At 37.0% G+C, this 13,775-nt stretch carries 15 protein-coding genes; all 15 read left to right on the top strand.

Features of this window, described 5'->3' with window-relative positions; genetic code table 11:
* Window positions 1–9 precede the first annotated feature (9 nt).
* The 15 genes from trxB to ACFPRA_RS22145 all read left to right on the top strand — a co-directional run bounded on the left by trxB (window position 10) and on the right by ACFPRA_RS22145 (window position 13,717).
* Window positions 10–972 (top strand): thioredoxin-disulfide reductase, encoded by a 963-nt coding sequence (gene trxB / locus ACFPRA_RS22215; RefSeq protein WP_381439595.1) that lies wholly within the window; start codon window positions 10–12, stop codon window positions 970–972.
* On the top strand, window positions 969–1,397 hold the full coding sequence (locus tag ACFPRA_RS22210; protein WP_381439592.1) for a protein-tyrosine phosphatase family protein: 429 nt from the start codon (window positions 969–971) through the stop codon (window positions 1,395–1,397). Before trxB ends, ACFPRA_RS22210 begins: the two co-directional genes overlap by 4 nt.
* Before the next feature lie 29 nt (window positions 1,398–1,426).
* Window positions 1,427–1,705 (top strand): iron-sulfur cluster biosynthesis family protein, encoded by a 279-nt coding sequence (locus ACFPRA_RS22205; RefSeq protein WP_381439590.1) that lies wholly within the window; start codon window positions 1,427–1,429, stop codon window positions 1,703–1,705.
* A 51-nt stretch (window positions 1,706–1,756) separates the two neighbouring features.
* A complete protein-coding gene (locus ACFPRA_RS22200) occupies window positions 1,757–3,142 on the top strand; it encodes an NAD(P)-binding domain-containing protein (protein ID WP_381439587.1) in 1,386 nt (461 codons plus the stop codon).
* A 137-nt stretch (window positions 3,143–3,279) separates the two neighbouring features.
* Window positions 3,280–3,501 (top strand): transcriptional regulator, encoded by a 222-nt coding sequence (locus ACFPRA_RS22195; RefSeq protein WP_381439585.1) that lies wholly within the window; start codon window positions 3,280–3,282, stop codon window positions 3,499–3,501.
* 44 nt (window positions 3,502–3,545) lie between these two features.
* Window positions 3,546–4,757 carry a Y-family DNA polymerase gene (locus tag ACFPRA_RS22190; RefSeq protein ID WP_381439583.1) on the top strand — a complete coding sequence of 404 codons (1,212 nt, stop codon included), beginning with the start codon at window positions 3,546–3,548 and terminating at the stop codon, window positions 4,755–4,757.
* 62 nt (window positions 4,758–4,819) lie between these two features.
* Window positions 4,820–5,182: a YolD-like family protein gene (locus ACFPRA_RS22185; RefSeq protein WP_381439580.1), complete on the top strand. Its 363-nt coding sequence runs from the start codon at window positions 4,820–4,822 to the stop codon at window positions 5,180–5,182.
* 485 nt (window positions 5,183–5,667) lie between these two features.
* A complete protein-coding gene (locus ACFPRA_RS22180; RefSeq protein ID WP_381439578.1) occupies window positions 5,668–6,714 on the top strand; it encodes a nucleoid-associated protein in 1,047 nt (348 codons plus the stop codon).
* A gap of 21 nt (window positions 6,715–6,735) precedes the next feature.
* On the top strand, window positions 6,736–8,148 hold the full coding sequence (locus tag ACFPRA_RS22175) for a hypothetical protein (protein ID WP_381439576.1): 1,413 nt from the start codon (window positions 6,736–6,738) through the stop codon (window positions 8,146–8,148).
* A 531-nt stretch (window positions 8,149–8,679) separates the two neighbouring features.
* The gene (locus ACFPRA_RS22170; RefSeq protein ID WP_381439574.1) at window positions 8,680–9,576 is read left to right on the top strand and encodes a DUF6744 family protein; all 897 of its coding nucleotides are present in this window, start codon (window positions 8,680–8,682) and stop codon (window positions 9,574–9,576) included.
* A gap of 62 nt (window positions 9,577–9,638) precedes the next feature.
* Window positions 9,639–10,805: an AAA family ATPase gene (locus ACFPRA_RS22165; RefSeq protein WP_381439571.1), complete on the top strand. Its 1,167-nt coding sequence runs from the start codon at window positions 9,639–9,641 to the stop codon at window positions 10,803–10,805.
* A gap of 81 nt (window positions 10,806–10,886) precedes the next feature.
* Window positions 10,887–12,329: a VWA domain-containing protein gene (locus tag ACFPRA_RS22160; protein WP_381439569.1), complete on the top strand. Its 1,443-nt coding sequence runs from the start codon at window positions 10,887–10,889 to the stop codon at window positions 12,327–12,329.
* A 73-nt stretch (window positions 12,330–12,402) separates the two neighbouring features.
* On the top strand, window positions 12,403–12,888 hold the full coding sequence (locus ACFPRA_RS22155; protein WP_381439567.1) for a hypothetical protein: 486 nt from the start codon (window positions 12,403–12,405) through the stop codon (window positions 12,886–12,888).
* 1 nt (window position 12,889) lies between these two features.
* A complete protein-coding gene (locus tag ACFPRA_RS22150; RefSeq protein WP_381439564.1) occupies window positions 12,890–13,213 on the top strand; it encodes a helix-turn-helix transcriptional regulator in 324 nt (107 codons plus the stop codon).
* Window positions 13,214–13,393: 180 nt separating this feature from the next.
* Window positions 13,394–13,717: a hypothetical protein gene (locus ACFPRA_RS22145; protein WP_381439562.1), complete on the top strand. Its 324-nt coding sequence runs from the start codon at window positions 13,394–13,396 to the stop codon at window positions 13,715–13,717.
* Window positions 13,718–13,775: the final 58 nt, after the last annotated feature.

The raw sequence follows: 13,775 nt of genomic DNA, 5'->3' as shown, positions 1-13,775 counted from the left end.
GTACAGAGCATGCATAAAGTAGTTATCCTAGGTACTGGGCCTGCTGGTTTAACAGCAGCAATTTATTTAGCTAGAGCCAATATGAATCCTATCGTTATCGAAGGCGAACAACCAGGAGGACAATTAACACTAACAACAGAAGTAGAAAACTTTCCGGGTTTTATAGATGGGATTATGGGACCGGACCTTATGGATAACATGAGAAAACAAGCAGAACGCTTTGGTGCTGAATTTAAAAGAGGATGGGTAACGGATGTGGATTTATCCCGAAAACCTTTCAAGCTTCATATTAATGGTTTAGGGGAAGTTGTAACCGAATCACTAATTCTTTCAACGGGTGCATCAGCAAAACTCCTTCAAATTCCAGGTGAACAAGAAAACATTGGTTCAGGCCTGAGTACTTGTGCAACTTGCGATGGCTTTTTCTACAGAGGTAAAAAAGTTATCATTGTTGGAGGAGGAGACTCGGCAATGGAAGAAGCGAATTTCCTCACGAAATTTGCTTCTGAGGTTATGATTGTTAACCGTCGTGACGAATTACGCGCTTCAAAGATTATGCAGGATCGAGCTAAACAAAATCCGAAAATAGCTTGGGGGTTAAATAAGACTCCTCTTGAAGTAATTGGAGACGGTATTAAAGTAACTGGACTGAAAGTGAAAAATAATGATACTGACGAAGAAGAGATAGTTGAGGCAGATGGGATTTTTGTCGCAATCGGACATACACCAAATACGGCTTTTTTAAAAGGACAAATCGAAACAGATGAGGTTGGTTATATTCAAGTAAAGCCTGGAACAACAGAAACTAATATATCAGGTGTCTACGCATGTGGTGATGTCCAAGATAATAAATATCGCCAAGCAATTACAGCTGCGGGTACAGGATGTATGGCAGCCCTAGATGTAGAAAGATACTTAGAATCTGTAAGTAATGAATGGAGTCCAACATTGAGTGGGGTGAAAGAAGGATGACGACAAAAAATTATCAGGAATTAATTGAACACGGTATTTTTATTGGTGGTGCAGATGATGCAGTGGAAGTTATGAAGAATGAAAAAGTAGATGTAATCGTAGATTTACGTGCAGAATCCACGAATATTTCATCTGACAGCAATCGGATTCATTGTCCAATTGTTGATGATGCCGATCAGCAAGAGGAATCTGTGAATAAAGCCATCAATTTGGTCGTCAATTCTTACAATGATGGACAGAAAGTCTTCGTTCATTGCGGTGGGGGAAGTAATCGAACAGGTACTGTGGCGATCGGAACACTTTTAACCCTTGGCAAAGCAAACACAATTGCTGAAGCAGAGGAAAAAGCGAAAACGATCCGCCCCAAGATCAACGTGAAATCAGCAATGAGAGACTCATTAAAAAGAATATTCCCCGATGCATAGTCATTGGGAAAAATGAAGGAGAGAAAATGATGAACATTACAAACGAAGCCAAGCAGTATATTCAATCGCTTTTGGAAGAACAGCAAGCCAAAGGACTCCGTATCTATGCCATCGAGGGGTGCTGTGGACCACAAATCGGTTTATCTCTTGATCCGCCTGAGGAGTCGGATACTGTATCTTTGATCAACGAAATCCAAGTAGCCATTTCCACGTTAGCTTCAGGACTTCTGGGCAATTTAACATTGGATTTTGAAACTGAAGGTAATCAATCTGGTCTAGTAATGATTGGTGCGCCAAATAACTGTTAATACAAAAGAGCTCATTCTGTGAGCTCTTTATTATTATAAGGAGGTCTGAAAATGAAACAACAAAGTAAGTTTCAAATAACGAATGGGAATTGTTGTTCATCAGCTATTGTGCCACTGCATATCGAGCTTAACAAAAAAGAAACGAGTTCATTGCCAGTCGTAGTTATAGGCGCTGGCCCTATAGGTTTAGCCGCAGCTGCACATTTGGCTAAAGCCGGCGAAAAATTTATTGTATTAGAAGCCGGTACTTGCGTCGGAAACTATATACATCAGTGGGGACACGTTCGATTGTTTTCGCCGTGGCAATACAATGTAGACAAGGTGGCTCGGGAGCTACTCGAAAAACATGGATGGGATGCCCCTTCACCTGATGAAATTCCAACAGGAAAAGAATTGGTGGAGGGTTACTTAGAGCCAGTAGCGAATTTGCCGGAAATCCAGCCATACATTCATTTAAATTCCAAGGTGCTATCCGTTAGCAAAAAAGGATTGGATAAAATGAAGTCGGCCAATCGTGAAAATGTTCCCTTCGTTTTATATGTAAGGCAAAATGGGTTGATCGAACAAATCGAAGCAAAAGCGATTATAGATGCAACAGGTACTTGGGGGCAACCGAACCCTATAAATGCTGATGGAGTATGGACGGAAAATGAGAAATCTTTACAAAGTCATATTCATTATGGAATTCCCGATATTAACGGCAACGATCGTGATAAGTACCTTGGTAAACGCATAGCCGTAATCGGAAGTGGTCACTCAGCGATAAACACAATTTTAGAGTTGTCTCAACTCAATGAAAGTAATTCCGATAAAAAAATTGTTTGGATATTACGTAAAAATAACGTAGAAGAAGCTTATGGTGGCGAAGAAAAAGATGCTCTACAAGCACGAGGAGAACTCGGGTTAAAAATTCATCAATTAGTGGACTCTGGCCAAGTAGAAGCTTATACGCCATATCGCGTCCAAAAAGTTTTAATGGAAGATGAAGCATTAAAAATTGTCGGAGATTTAAGAGGAGAAAGCGTTTCAATCCAAGGAGTAGATGAGGTAATTGTCAATACCGGTAGTCGGCCTGATTTTTCATTCTTGAATGAAATCAGATTGCATATTGAGTCGGCTACGGAAAGTGTCGAAGCCTTGGCTCCGTTAATAGATCCTAATCTTCATAGCTGTGGAACAGTTCGTCCACACGGCGAAATAGAATTGAGACAGCCAGAGGAAAATTTTTACATCGTCGGGATGAAAAGTTATGGACGGGCGCCTACATTCTTAATGGCAACAGGCTATGAACAAGTGCGTTCAATAGTGGCATATCTGACAGGTGATTATGAATCGGCAAAAAAAGTGGAGCTGGACCTACCGGAAACAGGGGTATGCAGTGTGAACCTTACGCCAACAAAGCAAGAAAAGTCTTGTTGTAATACTACATTCTGTTAAGAATGTATTGACGGGATAAATAGGAAAAATAAACTCTTAGCAAAGAGGCCATTTCCGGTAACTTTTGCTAAGTGTTTATTTATCGTTGTCATACGAACGTGTATTCTATATACTGAATAAAGGAGGAGGGAACGGATGTGCGTATTGATTTAATGAAATCGATGGATCGGAATTACTTCTTAGATATGATGTACATATCTAAAGGCGGTGCAATAAGCAAGAGAAGAATTAAGGTACTTCAGGTAGGGGAGGTATCATTCAGGGCCTATTGCTATTTAAGGAAATCCAATCGTACATTTAAAATCGACAACATCCTTGCACTTGTTCCCGTCACTTCAAGAGAGCGGATTGTTGTATGATTGACTACAGTAAATTTCCAAACCGACAGGTTGCGTGTATAGACATGATGAGTTTTTACGCAAGCTGTATAGCTTCATTGCACAATTTAGATGTTCAAATGGTACCGCTCGCAGTTGTTGGGAATCTTGAACAAAAGGGGTCAGTTGTACTGGCCGCATCCCCAGCGATGAAGAAAAGGTTTCGAGTAAAGACGGGTACACGTTTGTACGAAATTCCGAATCATCCTGATATTCAGCTTTTCGAGCCGAAAATGGACTATTTTCTTGAAATGTCTATGGCTATTACCCGTATTCTACACAAATTCGTCCCTTCTGAAGCGATTCATGTGTACAGTGTCGACGAAAGCTTTATTGATTTAACTGGAACCGAAACGTTATGGGGTGACCCGATACAGACCGTTAAAATTATCCAACGAGAAATATTTGAGACGCTGAATTTACCATCGACTGTTGGCATGGGACCTAATATGTTAATCGCAAAGCTTGCGCTTGATTTAGAAGCGAAGAAGACGGGCTTTGCGAAATGGACATATGAGGATATTCCGAGAAAATTATGGCCAATTCAACCATTAAGTGAAATGTGGGGAATAGGAGGACGAACAGAAAAGACTCTAAATAATATGGGGATTTTCTCTGTTGGCGATCTCGCACATACATCCCTCGAAAGACTTGAAAAGAAATTCGGTATCATGGGAAACCAACTTTTCCATCACGCTTGGGGTATTGATCTTTCCGAATTAGGAGCACCTTTAATTGAAGGTCAAGTAAGTTTCGGAAAAGGTCAAACATTATTCCGTGACTATGTAACACGAAAATCGGTTCTTGTTGTGATTTTGGAAATATGTGAGGATGTCGCCAGCAGGGCTAGAAATGCAAGAAAAGCAGGGCGCACCATTCATTTAAGTATCGGTTATAGCAAACATTCTTTAGGTGGCGGCTTCAGTCGATCTCATTCAATAGAAGAAGCTACAAACGATACAATGAAAATTTATAAGGTTTGCGTTGATCTATTTGATAAGTTTCATGACCAACGCCCCGTAAGGAAAATTTCTATTTCTATTACAAATTTGGAGGATGAAACCTCCATGCAACTAAGTCTGTTTGAAGCGAACAAGTGGCAAAGAAGAAAATTAGGGAGGGCCATGGATGAAATTTGTAATCGTTATGGTACATCAGCCATACTAAGGGCTGCTTCACTTACAGAAGATGGCACGGCTTTTCAGCGTTCGAAATTAGTTGGGGGCCACAAATCATGAGTTCACAACTCGTTACTTGTTGTCGCTACCCTTCATAATTAATGGATAAGGTGGGTGATTGAATGGTGCTTAACAGACATATGAAAACTGTTGGAGGGGTCAAGGATCGAGGACGTATTAAATGGACTGCAATGATGCTACCGGAGCATATTAAAGAGTTGCGTACATGGCAAAGCGAGGATGAACTGGTGAAGTATCCAAATCTCAGTGAATTCGATTTACAATTAATCCAAGAAGAGTTAGATGTAGCTTGCCGAAGGAAATGTGAAACACTCATTAAGACTTGGAAAGCAGGGGTCATTGTACAACTTCAAGGTTCAATTAAAGAGATTGATTTACGGTTGAAGTGTATTATTTTGCAGGATCAGATTGGTGCTGTTCGTATACCTGTAACAGAGATAGTCAGTGTGCAATGTATGGAATGAATTAAAGTGGAGGGGGCTTATACCTCCTTCAATATTGCTACGACTTGCGCCAGTTTCTCAAATTCGTCAACATTCAAATCGCATTTTATCGTCTTACCTTTGTCACCGTAGAAATATCTTCTATAATCGTTGGCTTCCAGCAACCGGATTTTCCTCCGAATTACGGCGATGCCAGTGATCCGATAATATTTATCTTCTATAATATAGAGCAAGTCAGATCTGCTGATTAGGAAACTTGAAACATGCTCAAGCAGCACTATTAAATCTTTGAATCACTTTCATTTAAATTCCTATCAGCCTTATCGCTATTCAACACTAGCACCCGATTGTTGAACAGAAACTTATTGTTTGCCATGCTACTTAACATAAAATTCGGTATTATGGGAGTCTTTATTTGTGTAATTCTATTTGTATTTTATAAAATGTACAATTCCACTTCGATAATTGGTATGATAGTACTAATTATTGTTAGGGAGGTATTTCAAATGTCATTAGTAATGAGTATGAAAATTAATAGAATGTCAATTAATGCCATAGATCTTAGTTCTTCTGAGCCCCGATTATCGGATGAATTATTTCCTATTGCCGAGAACAATCAAGTAATCGACGATTTTTTTCGAACTCATTTTTTAGAAACAAGAGAAGGTAAATCAACAAAAAGTTGTCAATTTATTGATGAAGATGCAACAGTTAAAACTAAAATAAATAGATTCGTTTCAAATAAAACAGATGAAGAGTTTATTAAACTGTCTAGGGAGTTAACGGAAAATCTATTCAGGATAATGAAAAATTCAAGTTCTAATAGTAGTGGTACTTTCTTTGTTTTTGAAGTTGAAATAGGTGAAGAAGGATGCATATTCTTAATTAAATTAGATCCTAAACAAGGCGTTCAGGTAAACTACACTAATCTAACTCTGTCTGTTTTAGAAAACATTTTACCAGATTCAAATGACCGAGTTCATAAATGTGCAATAATTAGATTTAATAAACCAGTGAATGAAAAAGCAGAGCTATTTGTCATGGATAAACAGCAGAAGGAAGGAGAACCGGCCAGATTTTTCATTGAATCGTACCTACAAGCAGAAGAGCTATTAAATGATAAAATTATCACCAGGGAAGTAGTAAGAGAAGCCAAAGAAAAGTTCATTAGTATTTTGCCAGAAGTAGATCCAAATAAAATATTTGAGTCAATAGACAGAGAGTTTTCAAACGGATCTCGAATCGAGTTAAATACTGCTATCAAAAATGTTTTATTAGATAACGTACCTAGTGATAAAATAGATAGAGAAATGTACATAAATAATAAATCTAATGAATTCGTTAGAGATTATTTAAGTAAATATCCGGATCATCAAACTACTTTCACTGTGGAAAGAAAAGATCAAACTGTTGTTTATAGAAGTGAGAAGGACCAAATATACTTTAGATTTAATAAAGGTATTTTTACGCAAATAAATGTAGACAAAGATACAGAAGGTAATACTATAATAAAGATTGATAAGAGTTTGAAATTTAAAAGAGATTTAAAGTAAAACGAGGGGGTATCGCTTGAAATGTCCATTAGCCAAATCTTCGATTCTTATAGTGAATTTCAAGCGATACTCACCAATATCGAAAGTAAATACACTATAAAAGAAACGTTGGAAGTTACAGAAATTAAAATCGATGAAGATATTACCCTAACGCTTTTAAAAAAATTAAATGAGGTTGTAAATAGCTTCGAAATATTTTGCAATCCCTTTCCCTATGATTGTAATGAAATCATAGGGGATTTAGAAAGTAGCAGCATTGATATCTTAGAAATTGAGTCTATAACCATATTACTAGAAAAAAATTCTACTCTTGAGGATATGGGAAACTTAAATTACTATTTTTTAGATAAATACTCTGCAATAGAATCTATTAAATCAATAGGGAATTATAGAGAAGGATATAAAATAAATATAGGAATCCCATACAATGAGTCTATTGAAACTGACACTATAGTTTTTATATCTTTAGATCAGGATTCGATTTTATCAGAGATTCCAAAAAAATATATAGATTCCGTCGTTCAGGAGAACATTAATTTCTATTTATCCAATAATAAAAATAGTGGACAGAATTACTATTACAATCCGTACTCATTTAAAGTCTCCAATAATGTTTCAACTACCACTACTTTTTTTAAGTTAATTCAAAGGAATTTTTATTACGTAATGCTTGAATGCCTTTCAGATAAAATTGAAGATAACAATTTTGTGCTTAGAGGTGAAAAAACTATTTCAATAGCAATAAATAACGATTTTAATACTGATAGTTATCCATATTTTATAAATATATTTACCTTCTTAGTTTCAATTCAAAAATACACAGAAAAATTTATTATAATTAAAAAAGTCTTTTCTCTCTACGTTATGGATCAGGAAAGTATTTCTGATGTAGACAATAAATTGTCTAATATATGGAAAACTATCAATCACTATTATGACCATTATGTTGAGGATAATATTAAAGATTTTTTTAAAACGAAGGATCAACTTCTTAAAGAAGCAATGAATGTTTCGAAAGTTATTTATGAACAAACTGATAAAATTAATACTTCGATTGTAGCATCTTTACTTTCAATTATAATAATAATAGCCACAACACTATACAGGTCAATCGATAGTTTAACCGTAACATATTTTGCTACTTTACTAATCATTTTTATAATATTCTCTGTTATATATTATTATTTAATGAATAATTCATCAGAAAAAAGATTTCAGTTGACGAAAAAACAATTTCAATATTTCATTCAAGAAATTACCTTGATGCAAAAAAAAGATATTGCTGACTTGGAGTACACATATCTAGAATCGCCATACTTAGAACTGCGTAGCACATTGTATAAGTTATTGTTTATACTTATATTTATAAACGCTTTGATGGTTGTTTCTTTTTTAATATTCTTGTGTATAAAAAAACATATCTGTTTTTGTTGAATTTGCTGGCAGTATTTTAGAGGGTGTTTTTGTGTATATGAATAGATTTCGTATATGAGTATCCAATTTAAATAACAATAACTTTCGACAAGTTTGCGATAAGTAAATGGTTTTGGTAGTCTATATGTATATTCTTCAAATGATTAAGTCACTATTCAACTCACTGGTGAAAGCCGTTACACCATTTGCATTAGCGAATTGAGACTCGGCATAAATTTATTAGCCTTCATACTCTTCTATTTATAAGAAGAAAGTTAGGCAGACGGTTAGTCAAAGATGTGTCGCTAGGCGGATTACCATACGTTATTTACGCAATTTGCGTGATATATATTAAAAGTCGATTGAGTCCTTTTTAGGATGCAATCGACTTTTTTGATTTGTAAACTAGTTGGATGAAAGGAGAGGGTCTGTCTGCAGGCTAGAATTTGAAAAATAAACAGGGGTTATTTCAAAACGCATTTATTTAGTTAAAAGCTAAGTGGATGCTTTTTTTGTTTCTTAAAAAATTATACAGGAAGGAAGTTGATTAGCATGTCTATTTATCTCGAAAACATGACAGCCGTTCAAAATGAAAACCAAAAGGGAATACTTGGTCACTTGATGTGGTACAGCGTCGGGAAACAGCTCATCAAAACTGACGAATTGAAAAACAAACTTATTCAGTCCGGTTTAGAAGAAGTGTGGATGCCTAATACCATACGTCCTGCAGATGCTTTCCGTCGGGCGACAAAAGAGATTGAAACCCGCAAGGCGACTGCTAATGCTGGGGTATTTGAAAACTATCTGATTCGAGAAGTGTTTGCAGACAAGGACTACGTGCAGCGAAATATCGTAGTGGAATCTGTGAATCAGGCAGGGAAGAGGCTGGATTACAACAGTAAAGCCAGTGTGATCACGTTGGATAAGAAGAATGTATCCATCACGTTCGTATCCGAAAACGAGACGGCTAAAGAGCTTTGTATAGAAGCGGAGCAGATGTTCAATATCTTCAAGGATAATTATTCAGCCCAGCAATTACGGGTCATGGTCAATAAAATTCTGCAGTCGCTTGCGCCCACGCCGGTGCGTCCAAATGGCGGCATCTATTTTGTTCCCGATTCACATACGGACGGACTGGGGAAGTTAGTGAAATTCACATCTTCACTGGAAAACAGCGAGGGGTTCAAGATTCCGGTCGTTAATACTTTTGATAACCGGAATATGGTCAACAGCAAACTAAATGAGCATTTGGAATCCATTTTAAACGACTGTAAAGCAAGTGGAAACCTAAGAAAAGGGCAAGTGAAAGAAATCATTGAAAATGCGAATGCTGTCATCTTGAACTATAAAAACTATAAGGGAATCGTAAAAGATGAGTCAGTTCAATTTGAACAAAAAATCATGAAAATCCGTTCGGAAATCACAAGAATGGTTACGGATCTATCGTAAATAAGGGGAATGTACTTGCTTCCACTTTCTTTAAAAAGTAGATTTGAAGGGATGATTTATAAATGACAACCAACAACTTTTCAAAATTAGAGGAAATCAAAATCGCTTTAAATGCTAAATTCTTTGAACGTGAAAATGAGGTAGAGGCCATCTTAATTGCTTTGTTATCGAGGCAGCACATGTTAATGATAGGTCCAGCTGGAACTGCGAAATCTGCATTATCCGTTGAAATCGCAAAGATTGTGCAAGGCACGGAATACTTTCAGTGGCTGCTGACAAGGTTCAGTACTCCGGAAGAAGTATTCGGGCCATTATCACTAAAGGACCTTGAACAGGGTGTTTACAAACGAAATACAGCAACTAAGATGCCGGAAGCCCACCTTGTTTTTTTAGATGAGATTTTCAAATCCAACAGCGCCATATTAAACAGTTTGTTAACCCTTATTAATGAAAGGCTCTTCTATAACAACGGATTGCCTATAGAAGTTCCTTTAATGTCTGTCATAGGCGCATCAAATGAGTATCCTGACGAGGAGGAAGGGCTAGAGGCTCTATTCGACAGGTTCCTTTTAAGATTTGAAATCGATTATATTGCGGATGAAACGAATTTTGTTTCTATGATGAAAGGGGCTGGACAACATCAGCCAATGCCATCCATGACCATGGAAGAATTGATTCAACTTCAGTTTTTCACGGATATGGTCGCTATACCTGATGAAATTTACGAGACCCTTTCAAAGATTCGCATGGGGCTAAGGGATGAAGGGATTCGTCCATCAGATCGACGCTTCAAACAATCATTGAGTGTACTGCAGGCGAAGGCGCTCATCAACCAGCGGCAAGTTGTAAAAGTCGATGATATTGTCATTCTTGAAAATGCCCTTTGGGAAACGGTCGATCAAAAGGATACAGTATCGCTTATTGTACGTAGTCATGCACAAGATGTAGTGACTCGGGCAATCGATTCAATACAAAACGAAGCAAATGAAGTGTTTAATTCGATGTTGAAAGATAATTCGACAGATGCAGGGATGGAAGCTACACAGAAAATGAAGGCATTGGTCGCTGATTTGAATAAGCTTAAAAAACATAATCAAAGTCGATCTATGGATATCGATCCAATACTCGATAAAGTGAAGGTAATGCAACAAGAAATCTTGGATAGCATTCTAGAGCCCATGGATTTTGAGAATCCAAATGACAAGCAAACGGTCGATATACCGTTTTAAATATTGAAGAATGAAGACTTGAGATGTCGAGGGGATTTCCTTCGGCATTTCTTTTTCAAAAAATGAAAGGAAGTGCTCTTCATGGGAGTAAGTAAAATTCAAAATAAGAATTGCTCTGTATTGAATGCAGATACATTCGATAAAAGGCGTTTCAATGAAATTTATGAGATGTCTCAGGGACTTCAAAAGATAAGTGACGAGGGAGAGTTACCAACGTTTGAACCACTACTCGGTGACATTTGGGCTTCCCTATATAAAATGAAACCAAAAATGACGGAAGAGGACGTTCCCGAGGATCTTCAAGTTAACAAATCACTTATGGAAAAAATCATGACAGATGATTCCTTTGAAAACTATCGAAGCTTCACTCGTTTGGATGATTTATCGTCAGCCATCGGTACAGTAAAATTTGGAGAGAAAACGAATCAATGGCTAGCTGAGCAAAAAGAACGGGATGAAGAGCTACAAAAGAAGATGCAGGAAATCCAAGCGATGCAGAGGCAACTCCAAAAGCAAGAGCAGCAGGACGGGGCTGGAAATGGCGATGAGCAGTTGAATACTGACCTTACGCAAGCGATGGCAGACTTGAACGGTCAACTGGAACAGACACTACAGAGCAACAGCCACAGCTTTTCAACGGCTATGGCACAAGCCATGCAAGAAACAAAACAGGTGAAGGATGGGTTGAAGTCTTTACTCGGTGGTACCGGAGCTGGCAGTGGGGATGCAGAACTGAAAAAGGTTCCTTTACGAGACCAAATTTCACTAGCGGAGAAGATTGCTTCTGATAAGAAAATGAAAGAAATTGCTGAGTGGGCAGGTCGATTCAAACAAGTAGCCCGTAAGAAGCAGAAGACTAAATATAATGAGGCAATGGAAAGAAGTGGAGTTACAATAGGCAACGATATTGAACGGTTGTTGCCGATGGAGCTGGGATTGTACACGCATCCTACAACTAAGAACGACTTTCTTCATCGGTTTGTAGAAGATCAGACGATGATGTATGAACAGAAGGGACAGGAGGTGCTAGGGAAGGGCCCAATCATACTTTGCTTGGATCAGTCCGGTAGTATGCGGAACCTTGATACTCAATCAAAAGGGTTCACTTTAGCCCTTATGTCGATTGCCAGAAGAAAAAGAAGGGATTTTTGCTTGATTTTGTTTTCCACACGAACACAAGTATTTAAATATGAAAAAGGAAAAATAAAGAGCTCAGATATGGTGGATCTGGCACAAACCTTCCTTAGTGGAGGGACAGATTTTGCCCTGCCACTTAGTAAATCACTAAGCATAATTAATGAAAGCCGTTTTAAACAAGCGGATGTAGTGTTTGTTACGGACGGCGAAGACAGGTTAAGGGATTCATTTCTTGAAGATTTCAATAAGAAGAAAAAAGAGAAAGCCTTTAATGTCCTATCCATTATTATAGGTAGTAGTACAAATACAGTGGAACAATTTTCCGATAAAGTTGTCATGGTGAAGGATTTTGTAGATAAGGGCAGTCATGCTGCATTTAAAATATAGAAGAAAAAGGAGGAGTCGTAAATGACATGAATTATTAGATAAATGATGTCATTTACGGTATAATAAGCGTATAATGAATATAAATAAACACAACATAATAACGATACTTGATGAAAATAATCAGGATGTAGTCGGTGAGTTCCTTTCTCAATTATCTCAGGAATCACAGTCATCTGAGGAAGCGAAACTTCACCTAATGTTTTTGCAAAGTGCATTTAATCTGTTGAGTGTGCAACCTCTAGAAAACTTAATTAATACTATGTCTGAAATAACGATTACATTTAATGGCTTTCCAAGAACGAAAAGATATGAGTTGGTAAAACCTTTGAAAGTTGTTCCGATTTATGAACTTCGATACGCTATGAATAGAAATGAACATTTACGATTTTTGTTTTTTCCATACCTATATAAAGAGGCCTCCAATTATGTCTTTGTGAAGTATTTCAAAAAAACATTGGTTCCAAATGTAGATGAAACTGACATTATGAGAGACCTCACCAATGAAATGTACAAAAGAGTAAAACTTAATCCTGAATATTATTTGGAAGGGACTGATTGAATTGAAACGCACAAAAGATCTCTTATCCATGACTACCTCGATGTTAAAAGAAGGTCATCCCGACTTGAAAGAAACTTTAGGTGGTTTATCACCCGTTTACGCAAAAATCATCTTCTCCCGTCGGGTTGCACTTGGTTATTCTCAAAAGGAACTTTCTAAATTGGCTAACGTTGGTCAAAAGACTATTTCCCGAGCAGAAGGCGGTTTCGATAATTTATCCACGGAAACATACAATAAAATCTTTCATGCACTAAACCTTAGCGTAAGAGATATTGCAGAGGCTATGATACAGCTTGGTATTGATGAGCAAGCCGTAACGATTTAATCGAAAGCAAGAAGTCAGGATAACTATAATAGAAAATGTGGCTGCCTAAAAGTAGAATTCTTCAACTTTAAGGCAGTCTTTTTTTTATGAGTAAAATCATTCTAAGTAACCAGCCGCAAACTGGAAAAGAGGGTATTTAGTAACGAGTATAGAATATTTAGAATGAGGGGGCGAGCGATGATGAAAAATTTGAAAACTGTAGATCAAGCAAAAAAAGAAATTGCTACTTTACAAAGATTTATTGATTTAGTTGAATCCTTCCAGCCAGAAACACTGAAAGAGCAAATTATTAAGGAATACGCATACATAGGTAGTATTGAAAAGGTTGCAATTAAAGTATATGAATTAGGTTATTCAAAGAGTGATGGGAATCCTTACGAGAAAGGAGATATAACAAACATCATTATTGGTAAACCAGCAAACGACTTGCATAAATTGATTAAGTCAGGATATCTGAAGAAAACTAGACATTCTAGACGTAAAATTGAAAAATATAGTTGGTAGTATATTTCGACTTGTATTATATCCGAGTTTTAAGTGTAAAAGTTAAGTTGAGCAAAAG

Origin of the sequence: Sporosarcina soli (genome assembly GCF_042655805.1) — a bacterium.
Lineage (GTDB): Bacteria > Bacillota > Bacilli > Bacillales_A > Planococcaceae > Sporosarcina > Sporosarcina soli.
This window is presented reverse-complemented; position numbering and strand designations above follow the sequence as displayed.